The organism is Microbacterium sp. NPDC089321 (assembly GCF_040684935.1).
GTDB lineage: Bacteria > Actinomycetota > Actinomycetes > Actinomycetales > Microbacteriaceae > Microbacterium.
Window position 1 is genome coordinate 946,343 of sequence record NZ_JBFBGX010000001.1, and the last position, 18,274, is coordinate 964,616.

At 69.1% G+C, this 18,274-nt stretch carries 19 protein-coding genes; 12 read left to right on the forward strand and 7 right to left on the reverse strand.

The window, feature by feature from the left end; all coding sequences use genetic code 11:
* Positions 1–50 precede the first annotated feature (50 nt).
* The 5 genes from AB0N59_RS04420 to mshB all read right to left on the reverse strand — a co-directional run bounded on the left by AB0N59_RS04420 (position 51) and on the right by mshB (position 6,078).
* On the reverse strand, positions 51–1,793 hold the full coding sequence (locus AB0N59_RS04420; RefSeq protein ID WP_363479277.1) for an iron ABC transporter permease: 1,743 nt from the start codon (positions 1,791–1,793) through the stop codon (positions 51–53).
* Entirely contained in the window at positions 1,790–2,878 is a 1,089-nt protein-coding gene (locus AB0N59_RS04425) for an ABC transporter ATP-binding protein (RefSeq protein ID WP_363479280.1), read from the reverse strand. The genes AB0N59_RS04420 and AB0N59_RS04425 overlap by 4 nt, the downstream gene beginning before the upstream one ends.
* An 8-nt stretch (positions 2,879–2,886) precedes the next feature.
* Entirely contained in the window at positions 2,887–3,987 is a 1,101-nt protein-coding gene (locus AB0N59_RS04430; protein ID WP_363479283.1) for an extracellular solute-binding protein, read from the reverse strand.
* 73 nt (positions 3,988–4,060) lie between these two features.
* Complete coding sequence (locus AB0N59_RS04435; protein ID WP_363479286.1) at positions 4,061–5,179, reverse strand: ROK family protein; 1,119 nt, start codon at positions 5,177–5,179, stop codon at positions 4,061–4,063.
* Positions 5,179–6,078, reverse strand: a complete 900-nt coding sequence (gene mshB, locus AB0N59_RS04440; protein ID WP_363479288.1) for an N-acetyl-1-D-myo-inositol-2-amino-2-deoxy-alpha-D-glucopyranoside deacetylase — start codon at positions 6,076–6,078, stop codon at positions 5,179–5,181. The genes AB0N59_RS04435 and mshB overlap by 1 nt, the downstream gene beginning before the upstream one ends.
* Before the next feature lie 142 nt (positions 6,079–6,220).
* On the opposite strand from mshB, the gene AB0N59_RS04445 reads away from it, so the two are divergent.
* From AB0N59_RS04445 to AB0N59_RS04480, 8 genes are all read left to right on the forward strand, one after another.
* A complete protein-coding gene (locus AB0N59_RS04445; protein WP_363479291.1) occupies positions 6,221–7,216 on the forward strand; it encodes a zinc ABC transporter substrate-binding protein in 996 nt (331 codons plus the stop codon).
* The gene (locus AB0N59_RS04450; RefSeq protein ID WP_363479294.1) at positions 7,213–8,061 is read left to right on the forward strand and encodes a metal ABC transporter ATP-binding protein; all 849 of its coding nucleotides are present in this window, start codon (positions 7,213–7,215) and stop codon (positions 8,059–8,061) included. Before AB0N59_RS04445 ends, AB0N59_RS04450 begins: the two co-directional genes overlap by 4 nt.
* On the forward strand, positions 8,058–8,918 hold the full coding sequence (locus AB0N59_RS04455; RefSeq protein ID WP_363479297.1) for a metal ABC transporter permease: 861 nt from the start codon (positions 8,058–8,060) through the stop codon (positions 8,916–8,918). The genes AB0N59_RS04450 and AB0N59_RS04455 overlap by 4 nt, the downstream gene beginning before the upstream one ends.
* A gap of 77 nt (positions 8,919–8,995) precedes the next feature.
* Positions 8,996–9,412, forward strand: coding sequence for a transcriptional repressor (locus AB0N59_RS04460; protein WP_363479300.1), 417 nt, complete (start codon positions 8,996–8,998; stop codon positions 9,410–9,412).
* 53 nt (positions 9,413–9,465) lie between these two features.
* Positions 9,466–10,443: a permease gene (locus AB0N59_RS04465; protein WP_363481198.1), complete on the forward strand. Its 978-nt coding sequence runs from the start codon at positions 9,466–9,468 to the stop codon at positions 10,441–10,443.
* Positions 10,436–11,236, forward strand: coding sequence for a TIGR03943 family protein (locus tag AB0N59_RS04470; protein ID WP_363479303.1), 801 nt, complete (start codon positions 10,436–10,438; stop codon positions 11,234–11,236). The genes AB0N59_RS04465 and AB0N59_RS04470 overlap by 8 nt, the downstream gene beginning before the upstream one ends.
* Positions 11,226–12,917 carry a hypothetical protein gene (locus AB0N59_RS04475; RefSeq protein ID WP_363479306.1) on the forward strand — a complete coding sequence of 564 codons (1,692 nt, stop codon included), beginning with the start codon at positions 11,226–11,228 and terminating at the stop codon, positions 12,915–12,917. Before AB0N59_RS04470 ends, AB0N59_RS04475 begins: the two co-directional genes overlap by 11 nt.
* Before the next feature lie 13 nt (positions 12,918–12,930).
* A complete protein-coding gene (locus AB0N59_RS04480; RefSeq protein ID WP_363479309.1) occupies positions 12,931–13,605 on the forward strand; it encodes a DNA-3-methyladenine glycosylase in 675 nt (224 codons plus the stop codon).
* Positions 13,606–13,733: 128 nt separating this feature from the next.
* Here AB0N59_RS04480 and AB0N59_RS04485 read toward each other — a convergent pair whose 3' ends face one another.
* Together AB0N59_RS04485 and AB0N59_RS04490 are read right to left on the reverse strand one after the other, a co-directional pair.
* Positions 13,734–14,735 (reverse strand): LacI family DNA-binding transcriptional regulator, encoded by a 1,002-nt coding sequence (locus AB0N59_RS04485; protein ID WP_363479312.1) that lies wholly within the window; start codon positions 14,733–14,735, stop codon positions 13,734–13,736.
* The gene (locus AB0N59_RS04490; RefSeq protein WP_363479315.1) at positions 14,725–15,933 is read right to left on the reverse strand and encodes a Gfo/Idh/MocA family oxidoreductase; all 1,209 of its coding nucleotides are present in this window, start codon (positions 15,931–15,933) and stop codon (positions 14,725–14,727) included. Before AB0N59_RS04490 ends, AB0N59_RS04485 begins: the two co-directional genes overlap by 11 nt.
* Before the next feature lie 354 nt (positions 15,934–16,287).
* Here AB0N59_RS04490 and rpmB point away from each other — a divergent pair, with 354 nt between their 5' ends.
* From rpmB to AB0N59_RS04510, 4 genes are all read left to right on the forward strand, one after another.
* Positions 16,288–16,524 (forward strand): 50S ribosomal protein L28, encoded by a 237-nt coding sequence (gene rpmB / locus AB0N59_RS04495; protein ID WP_071645079.1) that lies wholly within the window; start codon positions 16,288–16,290, stop codon positions 16,522–16,524.
* Positions 16,524–16,694 (forward strand): 50S ribosomal protein L33, encoded by a 171-nt coding sequence (gene rpmG, locus AB0N59_RS04500; RefSeq protein WP_045250846.1) that lies wholly within the window; start codon positions 16,524–16,526, stop codon positions 16,692–16,694. Before rpmB ends, rpmG begins: the two co-directional genes overlap by 1 nt.
* Before the next feature lie 3 nt (positions 16,695–16,697).
* Positions 16,698–17,003: a 30S ribosomal protein S14 gene (gene rpsN / locus AB0N59_RS04505; protein WP_099195867.1), complete on the forward strand. Its 306-nt coding sequence runs from the start codon at positions 16,698–16,700 to the stop codon at positions 17,001–17,003.
* A gap of 245 nt (positions 17,004–17,248) precedes the next feature.
* Positions 17,249–18,079, forward strand: coding sequence for a DUF559 domain-containing protein (locus AB0N59_RS04510; protein WP_363479319.1), 831 nt, complete (start codon positions 17,249–17,251; stop codon positions 18,077–18,079).
* Positions 18,080–18,274 lie beyond the last annotated feature (195 nt).

Sequence of the window (18,274 nt, forward strand, 5' to 3'; positions counted from 1 at the left end):
CTTCTTCTTCTTTCAGTGGTGTGGCGGAATGCGGGTCGTGGCGGAGGTGATCAGAGCGCGGTGGCGGTGGCTTCTCTGGCCTCCATCCGGCGCGTGACGATCAGCACGCCGAGCACGAGAAGGACCTGGATCATGCCGTATACCGATCCGGTGCCGATGTTGCCCTGATAGTTCTCGTTGTTGATGGCGATGGACAGAGGCACCCATGCCGGCGTGTAGATGAGGATGCTGGCGACGAACTCGCCGACACCGTCGACGAACGCGAGCAGAGCGCCGGCCATGATTCCGCGGGAGATCAGCGGCAGCACGACGCGCCTGAATGCATACCACCAGGTGGCGCCGAGGCTGCGTGCGGCGTCTTCGAGGTTCGGATCCAGCTGCGAGAAGGATGCGAACGTCGAGCGGAAGATGAGCGGGTTGAATCGGACGAAGTACGCCAGGGGCAGGATCGCGAACGTTCCCACGAGAACCTGCCCGAAGGCGAACGGCGACGGGCTCGAGAATGCGGTGATCAGGTTGATCGCGACGACCGTGCCGGGCAGCGCCCAGGGCAGCATGATGGCGATGTCGAGGGCGAGCTTGCCGCGGAACTGCAGACGGCTCATGACGTACGCCGCTCCGGCGCCCAGGATCATCGCTCCGCCCACGGCGATCACGCTCATCAGCAGCGAGTTGGTGACGGGCCGCCAGAACTCCGCGCCGCTGAACAGCTGGGCCCACCACTCCAGGGTGTAGCCGCTGGGCAGCACGCTGCGCAGCCATCCGCCCTTCGCGGTGAACGAGAGCACGGCGATCATCACGATCGGCAGCACGAGGAACAGGGTGGTCGGCACCGCGATGACGAGCAACAGCACCTTCACCGGGGTCGAGGTGACCGTGGAGCGCTTTCGTCCGCCGCCCTTGGACTGGGTGCGGTACACCTTGCGCTGCTCGTACGACCGGATGATCGCCAGGAACACGATCGAGATGATCGCGAGCGCCGTCGAGATGATCGATGCCAGACGCATGTCGCCATTGGTCTTGGCGATCACGATCTGCTGCGTCATCACGTCGGTGTACTGGAACAGCAGCGGCGCCGTGTACGACGACATCGCAGACATGAAGGTGATGAGCGAACCTGCGACGAGCGCAGGGGTGAGCATCGGCAGGATGACCCTCATCCAGATGCGCGCCTTGCTGGCGCCCATCGACGCGGCTGCCTCTTCGAGGGAGGCGTCGGAGTTGGTGAGCGCCGCTGAGACGGTGAGGAAGAAGTAGGGATACATCGTCATGGCATGCACGATGAGCACTCCGCCCAGTCCCTGCAGCCAGAACGCCTGCTGGTCGAGGCCGAACCACGCCTCCATCGCGAACGGGATGCGACCGCCGACGCCGAACAGCAGCTTGAAGGACCACACTCCCATGAGGGGAGGAAGCGCGATCGGCAGCAGCGCGAGCACCTGGCAGATGCGCCGACCGGGGAAGTCCCAGCGGGTGAGCAGGATGGCGACCAGTGTGCCGAGCACGCCGGCGCAGAGCACCGAGAGCAGCGACAGCACGATCGATCCGCCGATCGCCGACGTCTGGGTGGGGTTGGCGAAGAAGTCGCTCCACGCCTTGAAGGAGAACCCGAGCACCGCCGCCTTGTCCTGCGAGACGCTGCGTCGTGCCGTGGCGATCATGGGGCCGATCACGTATCCGAGCAGCACGATCAGCAGCAGGGCGAGCGTGAGGACGGTCGACCAGCGGCGGCGGATCCACGGCGGGCGCTTCGAGGGGCCGGTCACCCGCTGCGCATTCGTGAGAGTGGTCATCGCTGCTCCGCCGGAACGCAGTACGCCGACTCGGCGGGCAGCACGACGCGCAGGGCATCGCCTCGCTGCGGACGCGCGTGGGTGCCGGTGAGGTCGACCTTGATGCGGCCGATGGGCGTGTCGAGCTCGCACGAGAGGGAGTAGCCGACGAAGTCGACGTCGGCGACGGTTCCCGAGACGACGTTGTGCGTCTCGTCGGATGCTGCAGGGCGCACGCTCTCGGCACGCACGGTCGCGACGAGTGCGGAGCCGACCTCGAACGCGACCCCGGGCGCCGCGTTCTCGACGAGCACCTCGAGGGTGCTGCCGTCGGACAGCTCGAGTGCGGCTCGTCGGCCGTCGACGCGGCGGACGACGGCGTCGAGCAGATTGTTGCGCCCCAGGAAGCCGGCGACGAAGGCCGTGCGGGGCCGGCTGTACACCTCGTCGGGTGTGCCGACCTGGTGCACCATCGCGGTATTCATGACGGCGATCCTCGTCGACATGGCCAGCGCCTCGGCCTGGTCATGCGTGACGTAGACCGAGGTGATTCCGGTTTCGGCGTGCAGGTCGCGCAGCGCGCCGCGCATCTCGAGGCGCAGCTTCGCGTCGAGGTTCGACATCGGCTCGTCCAGCAGAAGCAGCTGGGGGCGGAAGACGAGCGCTCGGGCGAGCGCGACACGCTGCTGCTGCCCGCCCGAGAGCTCGTCGACGCGGGCGCCCGCCTGTGCGGCGAGCCCCACCTGTGCGAGGACGTCGCGGATGCGACGCTCGGCCTCGGCCTTCTGCACTTTGCGCACGTCGAGTCCGAATCCGACGTTGCGGGTGACCGACATGTGCGGGAACAGCGCGTAGTTCTGGAAGACCAGACCCACGTCGCGCTTGTTCGCCGGCGCGTACGTCACGTCGCGGTCGTCGAAGTGGATCGTGCCGCTGTCGGGCTCCTCGAACCCGGCGATCATCCGCAGCGTCGTCGACTTGCCGCACCCCGACGGACCGAGCAGGGTGAAGAACTCCCCGTCGGCGATCGTCAGGTCGATGCCGTCGACGACGGTGCCCGAGCGGGCGAACGACTTGCGCAGCTGGTGCAGTGTGACCGAGACCATGTGTCAGATCAGCCCTTGTCCTTGATGTTGTCGGCCCAGTACGTCATCCACTGGTCCTGGTTCTCGGCGAACACGGCCCAGTCGATCTTCATCTCGTTGAGCTCGAAGTCCTTCATCCAGTCAGGCTGGTCGGCCTCGGGGATCTCCATCGCCGGGATCTGGTAATAGTCGGCGGCGAGCTTGGCCTGCATCTTGGGCTCCATCAGGAAGTCCATGAACGCCTGGCCTGCGGCCTGCTGCTTCTCGTTCTTGATCACGGCGACCCCGTCGACGAGCACGGGCGCGCCCGACTTCGGCATGATGTAGTCCCACGGGCGGTTGTTCTTGAGCGGCTGGATGAGAGCGTCCTGCATGTTCCAGACCGTGACCTGACCCGTGCCCTGGTCGAGCTGGGTGTACATGTCATCAGGCGTCGCCGCGTACGAGACGGTGTTGGCGTCGATCTTCTTCAGCAGGTCGTAGCCCGCATCGGGCTTGCCATCCTTCTCGAACGCCGAGTAGACCATCGACGCGTAGATCGTGCGCATGGTCCCCGACGGCATGACGTCGCGGATGACGATCTTGTCCTTCCACTCGGGGTCGGCGAGGTCGGCCCAGTCCTGCGGCGCCGACTTCTCGTCGAGCAGGTCGGAGTTGTAGATGATGACCTCGGGGAGCAGCATCTCTGCGATCCAGCGGCCGTCCGGGTCCTTGTACTTGTCGTCGACGGCGTCGCCGTTCTTCGGCTCGTACGCCGCCAGCAGGTCCTCGTCTGCGGCCTGCTCGAACTGCTGCTGCGTGCCGCCCCAGAGGAAGCCGGCCTGCGGGTTTCCGGCCTCTGCGCGCATGCGGTCGAGGTTCTCCTGAGCGCCGGCGATGACCGTGGTCACCTTGCCCGCGTACTCGGGGTGCTCCTTCTCGAACTCGGAGACGACCCATGCGACCTCGTCCTTGTCGCGTCCGGTGTAGATGGTGAGGCTCTCGCTGGGCTTGAGCTCGGAGTCGCTCTGCGAGGGCTTCTCGCTCGCAGTGGGCTCGACGTCGCCTGCGCAGCCGCTCAGGACCAGTGCGCCGGCCGTGGCGAAGGTCGCGAGCCCCAGGAGGCGGCGACGGGTGGTGTATGCCTTCATTTTCTTCCTCGTCGAAGTCGTGCGGCGGGTGCCGCGGGTTGGTGGGTGAGGGATCGGATGGATGGGATGCTGCTCACAGACCTCCCGCCAGGAGCTGCTGCCAGCAGCGGTTGAGGGCGGAGTCCAGAACGGCATCCGGCTTCGGCTGCGCGGAGCGCACCTCGGGGAGGAACGGGAGCTCACCGCGAAGCGGGTCGAGCATCTCGCGGTGCTCGACGTCGCGGAACGCTCGCGCATGTCCGCCGAGCAGGATCACGTGCGGATCGAGCAGGGCCGTGATCACGGCGATGGCGTGCGAGAACGCGGCGATGACATCGGCCCTGATGCGCCGGGCCGCATCGTCGCCGTTGTCGGCGAGCACGAGCAGCCGCTCGATGGCGGGATCGGCGACCTCGTGGCCGGCGGCCTCGAGACGCGCGGCGATCGCCCGGGTCGAGGTGGTGTCCTCGAAGTCGGTGCGGTCGTTGGCGTTCAGCGGCGACAGGCCGATCTCGCCCGCAGCGCCGTGATCGCCCTCGATGAGGCGCCCGCCTGCCACGATGCCGGCGCCGATGCCACGGGCGCCGAGGTACAGGTAGACGGCATTGCGGCCCGCCCTGGTGCCGAGGCTGCGGCGTTCCGATGCCATCATGAGATTCACGTCGTTGTCGATCGTGACCACGACGCCGAACCTCTCGCGCAGCAGAGAGCGCAGGGGCACCTCCGTCGTCCAGCCGAGGTCGGGCGCGGCGCTCACGTCGCCCGTGTCGGCATCGACAACGCCGGGCACGGCCACCCCGATGCCCAGCACGCGCGGGGTGCGCTCGACGAGCGCGGCGATGGTCTCGATGATCGAATCGGGGCTCACCACTCCGTCGACGGGGTCGGCGCTCGTCTCGCTGATGATGCCCCCGTGCAGGTTCACGCAGCGGGCTCGCAGCCCCTCGGAGGTGCAGGAGACGGAGAGCAGCGCTCCGTGATCCCTCACCACCTCGAGCCGCACGGGCGGTCGCCCGATGGCCTGAGCCTGCGCACCGACCTCGCGCAGGATGCCGTCGTCGATGAGCCCGCGTACGAGACGCGTGATCAGAGACGAGCTCACTCCGAACTGCTCGACCAGGTCGGAGCGGCTCTTGCGCTGCTCGTGCAGGGCTCCGACGACGCGCGCGCGCTGCGTGCGCCGATCGGCGAGGGCGAGGGTGGGACGGGACATCAGCGCATCCCGTCCTGCTCAGCGGCGAGGGGGAGCAGGCTGGTCTCGTACCGCGATCCGCTGCGGTGCCCTCCCTTGACCCTGATGAACCATTCGCGGTCCTGGATGCGCATACCGCGGCCCGAGGCGAGAATCCAGTACGGCTCGCGCACCGTGAGCTGCGTGCGATGGCACGCGAGGGCGGCGGTCTTCGCCGCGAGGTGCTGCGAGACGTCGAACTCGACGTCGATCACGGCGTCATCGTGCACGCCGTCGGGGTACGCGGCGGGGTCGGGGTCGATCCAGAGCCCGAGCTGATCGGCGCGCGTGTCGAGCTCGGTGAGCTCTTCGACGATCAGATCACGCGGCACGGCGGTCCAGTACACGAGGGGCACGTCCCACGGCTCCGCGTCGAGCGCGGCGTGCGGATCCGCGGCGAGCTCGAGGCCGCGCATGGTCACACGGTGCGTCTGGATGTGATCCGGATGCCCGTAGCCGCCGTTCGGGTCGTAGGTGATCACGACCTGCGGGCGGGTCTCGCGGATGATCGCGGCCATCAGCAGTCCGGCCTCGTCGAGGTCGGCCTGCCAGAAGGCGTCGGGCCGATCGTTGGCGTCGATGCCCAGCCGCCCGGAGTCGCGGTAGCGGCCCTCACCGCCGAGGTAGCGGTGATCGGTCACTCCGAGGGCGGCTATCGCAGCGCCCAGCTCGCGCGCCCGCTCGGGGCCCAGCGCATCGTCGTGGTCGGCGTGCAGGTGCTGCAGCTCGGGTACGGCGATCCGTCCCTGTTCGCCCCGCGTGGATGTGACGACCGTCACGCCGTGTCCTTCTGCGACGAGGCGGGCGATCGTGCCTCCCGTCGCGCAGCTCTCGTCGTCGGGATGCGCGTGAGTGAGAAGGAAGTGCGATGCGCTCGCCATGTCGGTCTCCTCTGATCGTGCCCCGGCGTCTGCGCCGGATGACTTAGATTCTGGCAGCAAGAATCTAAGTGCGACACAGCGGAAAATAAGTCCGTCCCCCACCAAGTTGAGAACGGTTATCATTAACGTTTAGAGTGGACGCATGCAGAAGCGCCTCTCCGTCCTCGCCATCGCCGCCGTCTCCGCTCTCGCCCTGACCGGATGCTCAGCCGCCGCGGACACCGGCGATGACGAAGCCCTTCAGGTGGTGGCGTCGACCAACGTCTACGGTCAGCTCGCTTCGCAGATCGGCGGCGACCGCGTCGAGGTCACCAGCCTCATCGACTCCGCCGAGAAGGACCCGCACGGCTACGAGGCCACGGCTCGCGACCGCCTCGCCGTGCAGAAGGCCGACCTCGTCATCGAGAACGGGGGCGGCTACGACGCCTTCATGCAGGAGCTGATCGAGGGATCGGATGCAGTGGTGATCACAGCCGCGGAGTTCTCTCACGACTACCCGAACGCCGTCGTCGACGACCACGACGAGCACGCCGACGAGCACGGTGATGAGCACGCGGAAGGGACCGAGCACGCCGACGAGGGCGCAGGGCATGAGGGCCACTCGCATATCGAGGGCTTCAACGAGCACGTCTGGTTCGACGCGCACACCGTGTCGCATGTCGCCGAGCAGATCGCCGCAGACCTCACCGAGATCGATCCCGCAGCGAAGGCCGAGTACGCGGCCGCCGCCGAGAAGCTCGCCGCCGACCTCGAAGGCATCGAGGGCGAGCTGCACGCTCTGCACGAGAAGCTCCAGGGCACGCCCGTGTTCATCACCGAGCCGCTGCCCGGCGCGCTCGCCGCGGCCGCCGGTCTCGACGACGTCGCACCCGACGGCTTCGCCTCGGCTGTCGAAGAGGGCAACGAGGTCGCACCCGCGACCCTGCTCGAGGCCCTCTCGCTCGTCGAAGACGGCGAGGTGCGGGCGGTGCTCGCCAATGCGCAGACGGGCGGGGGCGAGACGAGCCGCATCGAGGACGCGGCGAAGACCGCCGGCATCCCGGTCGTCACCTTCCATGAGCTGCTCGAGGCCGACCAGTCGTACGCTGAGTGGATGCGCACCGCGATCTCCGACCTCGCCGCCGCTCTCGGCGGATGAGCCGCGCTCAGCACGCGCCCGAACGCGCATCCATCCTCGAGATCCGCGGGGCCGCGCTGCAGCGCGGCGACCGCGAGCTGTGGTCGGGGCTCGACCTCGACGTGGCCCAGGGCGAGTTCCTGGCCGTGCTCGGGCCGTCCGGCTCGGGCAAGACCACGCTGCTGCGCAGCATCCTGGGTCTGCAGCCGCTCTCGGCCGGCAGCATCCGGGTCGACGGCCGCGCCGCCCAGCGGGGCGACCGCCGGATCGGCTACGTGCCGCAGCAGCGTCCGCTGGCGCCCGACACGAGCATGCGCGCCCGCGACCTCGTCGCGCTCGGCGTGAACGGCACGCGCTTCGGCCTTCCGCTCCCGCGCCGCGGCGATCGCGAGCGCGTCGACGCGCTGCTCGAGGGCGTCGGCGCTGCGCACTATGCCGAGCGTCCCGTCGGGCTGCTCTCGGGCGGTGAGCAGCAGCGGCTGCGCGTCGGTCAGGCGCTCGCCGACGACCCCGCGCTGCTGCTCTGCGACGAGCCCCTCTCGGGTCTCGACCTGGCGAATCAGCGTGCCATCACCGGCATCATCGACAGGCAGCGCAAGCAGGGCGCCGGCGTGCTGTTCGTCACCCACGACGTCAATCCGATCCTCGGTCTCGTCGATCGCATCCTGTACATCGCCGGCGGGCGGTTCGTGCTCGGCACCCCCGACGAGGTGCTGCAGAGCCGCGTCCTGACCGAGCTGTACGGCACCGCCGTGTTCGTGCTGCGGGCCGGTGACCGGCTGGTGGTCGTCGGCGCACCGGATGCCGAGGGCACCCATGCGCACGAGCACGCCGGCGACGAGAGCCACCCGGGAGCGCACGCATGAGGCCGCTGCTCGACTGGGGAGACGTCTTCTCGTTCCAGGACTACGGCGAGCTGCTCGCCCTGCTGTCGAACTCGATCATCGCCGGCGCCGCCCTCGGCATCGTCGGCGGTCTCATCGGGGTCTTCGTCATGCAGCGCGACCTCGCGTTCGCCGTGCACGGTGTCAGCGAGCTGTCATTCGCGGGCGCCGCGGCGGCGCTGCTCTTCGGCGGCAGCGTGGTGGCCGGCTCGCTCGGTGGTGCTCTGGTCGCCGCGATCCTCATCGGCGTGCTCGGAGCGAAAGCCCGCGACCGCAACTCCATAGTGGGCGTGCTGATGCCGTTCGGCCTCGGGCTCGGCATCCTGTTCCTGTCGCTGGTCGAGGGCAGGACCGCCAACCGGTTCGGCCTGCTCACCGGCCAGATCGTGTCGGTGTCGAGCCCGGATCTGAGCTGGCTGATCGGCATCTGCGCGGTCGTGCTGATCGGGATGCTGGTGATGTGGCACCCCCTGCGCTTCGACTCGCTCGACCCCGAGTCCGCTGCCGCGAGGGGCGTGCCGACCCGGATCGTGAGCCTCCCGTTCATGGTGCTGCTCGGCCTGATCGTCGCGGTCAGCGTGCACATCATCGGCGCGCTGCTCGTGATGGCCCTGCTCGTGACCCCCGCCGCCGCCGCGATGCGGTTGTCTGCAGGGCCGGTCGCGGTGCCGCTGCTCGCGGCCCTGTTCGGCTTCGTGTCGGCTGTCGGCGGCATCCTGCTGGCGCTCGCGGGGAGCCTTCCGGTCAGCCCGTACATCACCACCATCTCCTTCCTCATCTACGCGACCTGCTGGGTCGTGCAGCGCATGCGCGGGCGGGTGCGCCGGGTGGCCGTGTGACGGGCGGCGCCGATCGTCGGGGCGCCGGTGTCCGGCGTCCTGACCGCCCGCTCAGGCACCCGGCCTAGACTCGGATCATGGCTCAGCGGAACACCTGGCAGCGCGAACGCGTGCGCGATGCGCTCGCCGACGCACGCGGCTTCGTGAGCGCCCAGTCGCTGCACGCAGACCTGCGTCAGGCGAACACCGGGATCGGTCTCGCCACGGTCTACCGCGCTCTCGCGGGGCTCGCCGCCTCGGGTGAGGCCGACTCGCTGCAGAGCCCCGAGGGCGAGGCGCTCTACCGCGCCTGCTCCACCGAGGGACACCACCACCACCTCATCTGCCGCTCGTGCGGGCTGACCGTCGAGATCGAGGCGAAGGATGTCGAGCAGTGGGCTCAGCGCACGGCATCCCTGCATGGCTTCCGCGACGCCGAGCACGTCGTCGACATCTTCGGCCTCTGCGCGTCGTGCGCCAACCGGCAGGATGCCGCGACCGGGGCCGCGCAGTGACGCTGACCGCGCCTGCGTCGGTGCCGCACGCGCACCGGCCGCCGCAGCGACGGCTGCCGACGGGAGCGGCCGTCGCGATCGGCGCCGGGATCGTCGCCGTGCTCGTGCTGATCGATCTGCTGGCCCCGGCGCTCTTCCCGAAGGCGCTGCCCGACCGCGCGCAGGACGGCCTGACGCTCGCGCTGAGCGTGCTGATCGAGGCGCTGCCCTGGGTGATCCTGGGCGTGGTGCTGTCGATCGTCGTGCAGGTGTGGCTTCCGTCGGATGCCGTGCAGCGCTGGCTGCCCCGCAATGCGTGGGCCAGGCGCGGTGTGCTGTCGCTGCTGGGCATGTTCATCCCCGTCTGCGAGTGCGGCAACGTGCCGTTCGCCCGAGGTCTGATGATGCGCGGTCTCGCGCCGGCCGAGGCCATGACGTTCCTCATCGCGGCTCCCATCGTCAACCCGATCGTCATCCTCACCACGCACGCCGCGTTCGGGTGGGACGGCGGCATCCTCGTCGCGCGCCTGCTCGGCGGCTTCGTGATCGCCAACCTCCTCGGCTGGCTCTTCAGCCTTCGGCGCGATCAGCAGGCGCTGCTGACCGAGCGGTTCGTCGAGACCTGCGAGCACGTCGCCCACGAGCCGGGCAGCCCCACCCGCCGCAGCCTCGTGCAGTTCCTCGTCGAGCTGCGCGCCGTCATGCCGGCGCTGGTGATCGGATCCGCCCTCGCCGGCGCCGTGCAGGTGCTCGTGCCGCGCGACGTGCTGCTGGCGATCGGATCGAACCCGGTGCTGTCGATCATCGCGATGGTGGCGCTCGCCATGACCGTGGCGATCTGCTCGAACGTCGACGCGTTCTTCGCCCTGTCGTTCGCCTCGACGTTCTCATCGGGTGCGATCATCGCCTTCCTCATCGTCGGCCCGCTGGTCGACGTGAAGATGCTCGCGCTCCTGCGCACGACCTTCACGGCCCGCGTGCTCGCGGCGGTCGTGGGAGTCGTCGTGCTGTCGGCCTGCGTGATCGGGATCGGGGTGAACGTCCTTGGCTGATCATTCCTCCGCAGCACCGGATGCCCGTCGCGAGCGTCTGCGCACCCTCGCCACCCGATGGCTGGGCGTCGGCCTCGCCGCGGTCATCTCGGTGGTCACGCTCGTGCTCGCCGTCACTGGGCGGCTGACCCTCTACATCAGCCCGGAGACGGTCTGGTTCGCCGCGGCCGCCGCCGCGGTGACGCTCATCGTCGCCGTCTGGTCGTGCACCCTTCCGCTCGGTGCCGAGGGCGAGCACGACCACACGCATGCGCCTGCGGCGACGGATGCCCAGCAGCGGCGTCGACACCGCATGCAGACCACCGCGGTGGTGAGCGGTGGCGTCATCGCCTCGGCTGTCGTCATCGCCGGGCTCGTTCTGCCGCCGGCATCCCTCTCGGCTCAGCTCGCGCTGTCGCGGGCGGGCGAGTCGCCGACGCTGTTCGCGGGCGCCGACGATGTGACGCTCGGCGTCGCCGACACGACGAGCTTCGGGGTGGGCGACTGGTCGGTCGCGTTCGCGAACTCCACCCGCCCCGAGAAGTACGACGGCGCGGCCGTCACGCTCACCGGCTTCGTGACGCCGTCTCAGGACGGTGACGTGAACCTGACCCGCATGGTCATCTCGCACTGCGTGATCGACGCACAGCCGGCATCCGTTCCGCTCAGCGGCGGCGGACTCGACGGTGACTACGCCACCGGCCAGTGGGTCGAGGTGACGGGCACGGTGCGCGCGGGCGACGCCGGCGAGCTGAGCATCGAATCGGCGACGGTGAAGAAGATCGACGAGCCCAAGGATCCGTATGAGTACTGACGGATCCGGCGAGCAGCCTCTCACCCGCGCCCAGCTGCGGGCGCTGCGTGCCGCAGACGAGTCTGCTCAGCCCGCCGACGACGCTGCTGAGCCCGCAGACGACTCTGCTCAGCCCGCAGTCGAGCCGAGAGCCGAGCCCGTGGCCGAGGCTGCGGATGTCGCCCCGGCGCCCGAGAAGCGTCCGTCACCTGACGAGCCTGCATCCGCTGTGCCTGCGCCCGTGAGGGCAGCGACGGCGTCCGAGGCCCTGACCTTCGAGGAGGCGCCCACGCCCCTCGAGGCGCCTGCGCCCGCGCGAACCCCTGCCGCCCCGCGCGACCGGCGGTTCACGCTCACGCTGCTGTCGGTCCTCGGCATCCTGACCCTCGTCGCGGGTGTGCTCGCCGTCGTCAGTCTCGTGCAGGGGCCCCGACTCAGCGACGTGCAGGTCGACCCCGCGCAGGCGATCGAGGCATCCGGAAGCCGCCTCATCCTCACCGCCAACCAGAGCCTCGACGGCATCGACGCCGACCAGGTCACCGTCGAGCCCGCGGTGCCGTTCACGGTCGATGCGGGCGGCCGCAGCGTCGGCATCCGGTTCACCGTGCCCCTGCGCGACGACACGACCTACCGGGTCTCGGTCGCAGACGTCACCGCCACCGGCGGGGGCAAGGCCGCCGACCTCGAGACGAGCTTCCGCACCCCGGCGTCGAACATCATGCTGCTGCAGCGCTCGGCCGACGGCGTCGACAAGATCTTCCTCTCCGATCTCAGCGGCGAGAAGGCCGCGGTGGTGTTCGAGCATCCGCGCATCAGCGACTTCCGCGCGACGACAGACGTGCTCGTCGTCGCCGTCGAGGAGGAAGACGGCTCGCGGCTGCTCGTGATGAATCGCGACGGAACGGGCGAGCGCGAACTGCCGCTGCCGGGCGAGGGCTATGTGTCTTCGGTGCAGGTGTCCGATCGCGGCGGCCTCGTCGGATACAGCTACTCCGACCGCGAGCTCACCGAGACGTCGGGGCGCGCGAGCGTGCTCGTCACCCAGTCGCTGAGCGGCGCAGGAGAACCGCGCGTCGTGCAGATCGGCGACAAGGACGTGAACATCGCCGAGTGGCGGTTCGTGCCCGACTCGTCGTCGCTGCTGTTCATCGACTTCGACGGGTCGCTGAGCGTCGAGGATCCCACCGGCGATGCCGGCGCGCAGGCCATGGGCAAGGCCGCCAGCATCCTCGGCGTCAACCGCGGCACGTACACCGCGCTGGTCGAGCGCGTCGACGGCAGCCTGGTCGTGCTCGACCTGACCGGTGGCGGCGAGGAGCCGCTGCCGGCATCGGATCCCGACTACGGAGACGCCGTGGGCATCGAGGCGTTCCCCGGCGGCACCCTGCGTCATGTCATCCAGCGCGACGAGCTCGGCATGCCCACGGGCCAGGCCGTGGTCAAGGTCGACGAGAAGGGCGCGGCGACCGTGATCGCCGAGGTCAGCGGCGAGGACTCGATCCTGCAGACCTGCGCATCGCCCGGCGGCCAGTACGTCGCCGTCGCCATCGCCCCCGATCTGGCGAACAACGACTACGACGACCTGCTGCTGCCCCTGCCCACGACCATGCACACCCGCCTCATCGACCTCGTCGGCGATCGCGAGCTGCCCACCCTGAGCGGCTTCGACATCTCGTGGTGCCGCACCGCCCCGCTGCCGTGACGGGCTCGCCGCGATGACGATCGAGCGCGCCGACCTGCTGGACCTGCCGATCGAGGTGGCGCCCCGGCTGCTGGGCGCTGAGCTGCGCACCGTGGTCGACGGCGTCGAGACGGCTCTGCGCATCACCGAGGTCGAGGCGTACCACGGCCGAGGGACCGGAGACGTTCCCGACCCCGGCTCGCACGCACGCATGGGACCAACCGCCCGCAACGCCACCATGTGGGGCGAGCCGGGCCACCTGTACGTCTACCTCAGCCATGGCATCCATTCGTGCATCAACGTCGTCTGCGGGCCCGAGGGGACGGCAGGGGGAATCCTGCTGCGCGCGGGCGCGATCATCGACGGCGTCGATGCCGCGGCGCACCGCCGCGGCGCCGTGACGCCCCTGACGCGCACCGCCCTGCGCGACCTCGCCCGAGGGCCGGGTCGTCTGGGGCAGGCCCTGGGGCTGCGTCATGCGCTGCACGACGGCATCGACTTCGTCTCAGGAGCCGAGCAGAACGGCGCTGTCGCCACGCTCAGCTGGGGCGAGCCGGTCGCCGACGTGTCGGCGGGGCCGCGCGTCGGCGTCGCGGGGATCGCGGGGACGGATGCCTTCCCCTGGCGCTACTGGATCACCGGCGACCCGACCGTGTCGCCGTTCCGCTGGGGCCGCGGCGCCCGTGAGGCGGCCGAGCAGCTGATCTGAGCGCCCCTCGCCCTCGAGGCCACCGGATCCCGCCGAGTGCACCGGTTGCCGGCGTCGTCAGGTGGTGCACTCGACGACATGTGGTGCACTCGGCGACCGGCGAGACGCCCACAGGGCATCGAGCAGAATCACTCGGGCGTGCAGCCGCAGGACTCGCGGATGCGCAGCCGGGTCGCGAACGCCCGGTGTCCGCGCTCGTCGCCGGCATCGAGCAGGATGCGCACGGCGGCTTCCGCCATGGCCTCGAGCGGCTGGGCCGCCGTCGTCAGCCGCGGCCAGACGAAGTCGGCCGCGACCGTGCCGTCGAAAGAGACGAGCGCGATGTCGTCGGGCACGCGCGTGCCGTGCTGACCGAATGCCGCGAGCATGCCGATCGCGATCTGGTCGGATGCCGCCAGCACCGCGCGCGGCGGGTGAGCGGCCTGCATGAGCTGCACCGCGGCCTCGTATCCGCCCTGGTAGGTGAAGGGCACGTGCAGCAGCGGGCCCAGCGGCAGGCCGGCTTCGGTCAGCGCCTCGCGCCACCCGCGCTCGCGCTCGTCGTAGCGCGCGGCGCTGCCGACGAAGGCGATGTCACGGTAGCCGTGGCCGACGAGATGCGCGGTGGCCTCGTTCGCACCGATCGCGAAGTCGACGCCGACGCTGTGCAGCCCGTCGGTCTCGCCGAACTGGCCGATCACGACCGTCGGGATGCCCAGCGCCTCGACCAGCGACTGCTCGCGCGCGGTCAGCACGTCGGCGATGATCAGCCCGCCGATCTGACGCGACACGAGATCGCGGATCTGCTCGGCGGTGGGAACCTGCTCGCGGTCGGAGTTGACGATCAGCAGCGAGCGGCCGCTGTCGGCGCTCGCCTGATCCAGCGCATGGCACAGCTGGGCGAAGAACGGGCTGCGGTTGTCGTGCACGAGAAGACCGAACATGTCGGCCGATCCCATCGACAGCGCGCGAGCGGCGGCATTCGGCCGGTAGCCGAGCACGCGCACGGCGTCGAGCACCCGCTCGCGGGTCAGCGGCGCGACGGCTTTCGGCCCGTCGTTGAGCACGTAGCTGACGACGGCCGTGCTGACGCCTGCGTATCGCGCGACGTCTGCGCGGGTCACCGACCGCGGTCGGCGGTCAGCGTGCATTCGGTTCGCCCATATCGGGAATCATAAGCCGCTCGCCCCCGCGGCGCGCCGAAGCGTGCGCGATCACGCCCGGAAGAGTGAACCTTGCGGCCTGCCAGGCGTTGACCGGCGGCAGCGTCTGATCGGTCACCGCGCGCACGAAGTCGTCGACCAGGAAGTGGTGGCTGCCCTCGTGGCCGTTGTGCAGAGACTGCAGCTCGGCAGGGATGCGGCGGCGCTCGTGCTCGTGGATCGCGGCATAGCCCGAGACGAAAGCGTCGCGAAGAGCCGGCGCGACGTGGGCGAGGGCGGGATCGTCGACGGATGCCGAGGCGTGGGTGTCGATGAGGTGCGAGATGTCCTCGATGCCGTCGCGCGTCTGCCAGACCGTGGTGCGTGCGAGCTGCTCGAACGAGCCCTCGGTGCCGAACCAGCGGAACCGGGATTCACGCAGGTGCGTCGGGTACCCCACGCGGCGGAACTCGTTGATGCGCATGGAGCCGCCGGCCGCGAGCTCGAAAAGTGCGGTGGCGTTCGAGAAGTCGTTGTCGAACTGGCTGACCCCGCGCTCGAAGACGCCGTCGCCCCGCTCGTCGACGACGCCGATCGCCGAGACGGCGACGGCATGGGTCGGCCAGGCGCCGAGCACTCCGCCGATGGAGTGCGTCGGATAGAGCAGGGGCGGGTAGCTGGCCGTGCTCTTCCACGCCGCGCCGCCGGAGTACTGGTAGGCCTCGTAGAAGCCGAGATCCATGTCGTGGATGTAGTCGCCCTCGCCGTAGAACAGCCTGCCGAACTCACCGGATGCGAGCTTCTGACGGGCGTAGACGGTCGAGGGGTTGTAGTAGCTGGTCTCGCCCATCATGTAGGTGAGCCCGGTCTCGCGCACCGCGTCGATGATCGCGGCGATCTCGTCGACCGTGATGGCCATGGGCACGGCCGAGTAGACGTGCTTGCCGGCGCGCAGAGCCTCGACCACGAGCGGACCGTGGGTCCAGCGCTGAGTGAAGATCGCCACCGAGTCGATCTCGGGCGAGGCGAGCATCTCTTGAAAGCTGCCGAAGGTGCCGGCCAGGCCGGCGGATGCCACGAGCTCGGCTGCTCGCGAGGGCACGACGTCCGTGACGTGCACAGCCGAGATGCCGGGATGATGATGGAAGAGGGTGGCGAACTGACCCGCGAACTGGCCCGCGCCGACGAGCCCCATGGTGAACGCCATATGCCGCAGTCTTCCACCGCGTGTCAACGGGTGTCAACTGAGTCAGGGATCTCGAAACCGTGCCCCTCAGAACGGTTTCGAGATCCCTGTTTCCCCAGTGATCTACGCGGGTAGAGTATCACGACTCGCCCGCGGATGCACATCGCCGCCCCGGGTGGGAATTCGTGCCGGCTCGGGGGGCCGTTCGGCCGACGCCGCGCCGCGTGCTAGACTGACTCCTTGTCTGTGCACACTCCTGTGCGCAGTTCGTATCCCACATCTCCTGAGCGGCCTTGTGCTGTGCCTGCGAGTGGGATGCAGACAAGGGATCTTGGGTGAGGCCGTCCGGTCTCACGGTAATGAAGGAGTCACAAAATGGCAGCAGTGTGCCAGGTGACCGGTGCTGTTCCCGGCTTCGGTCACAACATCTCGCACTCGCACCGCCGGACGAAGCGTCGCTTCGACCCGAACGTGCAGAAGAAGACCTACTACGTGCCGTCGCTCGGTCGTAAGGTCACCCTGAACGTGTCCGCCAAGGGCATCAAGGTGATCGACGCCCGCGGTATCGAGAAGGTCGTCGCAGACCTCAAGGCGAAGGGTGTGAAGCTCTAATGGCCAAGAAGGCTCAGGACATCCGTCCGATCATCAAGCTGCGCTCGACGGCGGGCACCGGTTACACCTACGTGACCAAGAAGAACCGCCGCAACACCCCCGACCGCCTCGTGCTGAAGAAGTACGACCCGGTGGTTCGCAAGCACGTCGAATTCCGAGAGGAGCGTTGATCCATGGCTAAGAAGAGCAAGATCGCGCGTAACGAGCAGCGCAAGGTCATCGTCGAGCGCTACGCCGAGCGTCGCGCCGAGCTGAAGAAGACCCTGGTCGACCCGAACGCCACCGACGAGGCTCGCGAGGCCGCTCGCGTCGGCCTGCAGAAGCTGCCGCGCAACGCGTCGCCGATCCGCGTCCGTTCGCGTGACGCCATCGACGGCCGCCCCCGTGGCGTGCTCACGAAGTTCGGCATCTCGCGTGTCCGCTTCCGTGACATGGCCCACCGTGGCGAGCTGCCCGGCATCACCAAGTCGAGCTGGTAAGCATCCGCTTCCGAAAGGGGCGAGGATCTTCGGATCCTCGCCCCTTTCTCGTTCCCCGCTCCTGCCGTCGCGCCCGGAACGCAGGAGTTCACTCGAAATGCAGGATGCAGCACAGCATCCGCTCCTGTGTTTCGTGAGAACTCCTGAGCTTCGGCTTCCCTGCACAGGTGCCGTTCGGCCCGAGATGTCCCCACATCGTGGTTCCCGAGTCCGCTGGTCGTCCCGGCGCGGTAGAGGCTCGGCGCATGGATTTGATCGATGAGCTCCGTCGTCGCGGCGGCATCACACGAACACGCACTCTGCTGGATGCAGGTGTCTCGGCTCATGCGCTGCGGCGGGCGAAGGCGGCCGGCGCCGTGATCAGGCCGCGGAACGGCTGGGTCGCCCTGCCGGATTCCGATCGGCTCGCGCTCGCGGTCGTCCGCCGCGGCCTCGTGCTCAGCTGCGTCAGCGTCGCCGAACGCCGCGGGCTGTGGGTTCCGGAACGTCATCAGCGACATGTCGTGGCCTCGCCGCACTCCTCGCGGTTCACGATGCCGGAGCACGCGGTCGTGCACTGGGCGAAGCCCGTCGTGCCGCGGCAGCCGGATGCAGTGGAAGACGACCTGCGGAACGCGCTGGTGCTCGTGGCGCGATGTCAGCCGCTCGAGACGGCGCTGATCATCTGGGAGTCGGCGCTGAACAAGCGGCTGATCGATCGAGCATCCATGGCGAGACTCGCGCTGCCCGCCGCCGCGCGGGCCGTGCTCGAGCGCGCACGTCCCTACGCCGACTCCGGCCTCGAGACGATCATCGTGCATCGGCTGGGGTGGCTGAGGCTCCCGATGCTTCCCCAGGCCTGGCTGTACGGGCATCGCGTGGACCTTCTCATCGCGGAGCGCCTGGTGATCCAGCTCGATGGGGCCACTCATACCGGCGCGCAGCGCACGAGCGACATCGAGCACGACGCTCTGCTCACTCTCCACGGCTTCCACGTGCTGCGCTTCAGCTTCGAGCAGGTGATGAATCGCTGGGAGCAGGTGCAGGCGCTGATCACCGAGGCAGTCGCCCAGGGTCTGCATCTCGCTGATCGGTGAGCCCCGAATCACAGGAGTTCACACGAAATGCAGGATGCAGCACAGCATCCGCTCCTGCGTTCCAGGCGATCTCCTGCGTTCCGCGAGGTCGCGCGACGGGGCGCTCGGGCATCCGATCCACCTGAATCTGTGACTGAAGTGACCAAAGTGACGGAACTCGCCGAGAAATCACGCCGAAACCCGCGAAATGACGCG

What these genes read in the sequence shown, in the direction of transcription:
- AB0N59_RS04475 (WP_363479306.1), top strand. Translation starts at nt 11,226, where the DNA reads ATGAGTACTGACGGATCCGGCGAGCAGCCTCTCACCCGCGCCCAGCTG.
- AB0N59_RS04425 (WP_363479280.1), bottom strand. Translation starts at nt 2,878, where the DNA reads ATGGTCTCGGTCACACTGCACCAGCTGCGCAAGTCGTTCGCCCGCTCG.
- AB0N59_RS04430 (WP_363479283.1), bottom strand. Translation starts at nt 3,987, where the DNA reads ATGAAGGCATACACCACCCGTCGCCGCCTCCTGGGGCTCGCGACCTTC.
- rpmG (WP_045250846.1), top strand. Translation starts at nt 16,524, where the DNA reads ATGGCCAAGAAGGCTCAGGACATCCGTCCGATCATCAAGCTGCGCTCG.
- AB0N59_RS04455 (WP_363479297.1), top strand. Translation starts at nt 8,058, where the DNA reads ATGAGGCCGCTGCTCGACTGGGGAGACGTCTTCTCGTTCCAGGACTAC.
- AB0N59_RS04445 (WP_363479291.1), top strand. Translation starts at nt 6,221, where the DNA reads ATGCAGAAGCGCCTCTCCGTCCTCGCCATCGCCGCCGTCTCCGCTCTC.
- AB0N59_RS04460 (WP_363479300.1), top strand. Translation starts at nt 8,996, where the DNA reads ATGGCTCAGCGGAACACCTGGCAGCGCGAACGCGTGCGCGATGCGCTC.
- AB0N59_RS04485 (WP_363479312.1), bottom strand. Translation starts at nt 14,735, where the DNA reads ATGCACGCTGACCGCCGACCGCGGTCGGTGACCCGCGCAGACGTCGCG.
- mshB (WP_363479288.1), bottom strand. Translation starts at nt 6,078, where the DNA reads ATGGCGAGCGCATCGCACTTCCTTCTCACTCACGCGCATCCCGACGAC.
- AB0N59_RS04435 (WP_363479286.1), bottom strand. Translation starts at nt 5,179, where the DNA reads ATGTCCCGTCCCACCCTCGCCCTCGCCGATCGGCGCACGCAGCGCGCG.
- rpsN (WP_099195867.1), top strand. Translation starts at nt 16,698, where the DNA reads ATGGCTAAGAAGAGCAAGATCGCGCGTAACGAGCAGCGCAAGGTCATC.
- AB0N59_RS04510 (WP_363479319.1), top strand. Translation starts at nt 17,249, where the DNA reads ATGGATTTGATCGATGAGCTCCGTCGTCGCGGCGGCATCACACGAACA.
- AB0N59_RS04490 (WP_363479315.1), bottom strand. Translation starts at nt 15,933, where the DNA reads ATGGCGTTCACCATGGGGCTCGTCGGCGCGGGCCAGTTCGCGGGTCAG.
- AB0N59_RS04420 (WP_363479277.1), bottom strand. Translation starts at nt 1,793, where the DNA reads ATGACCACTCTCACGAATGCGCAGCGGGTGACCGGCCCCTCGAAGCGC.
- AB0N59_RS04450 (WP_363479294.1), top strand. Translation starts at nt 7,213, where the DNA reads ATGAGCCGCGCTCAGCACGCGCCCGAACGCGCATCCATCCTCGAGATC.
- AB0N59_RS04480 (WP_363479309.1), top strand. Translation starts at nt 12,931, where the DNA reads ATGACGATCGAGCGCGCCGACCTGCTGGACCTGCCGATCGAGGTGGCG.
- rpmB (WP_071645079.1), top strand. Translation starts at nt 16,288, where the DNA reads ATGGCAGCAGTGTGCCAGGTGACCGGTGCTGTTCCCGGCTTCGGTCAC.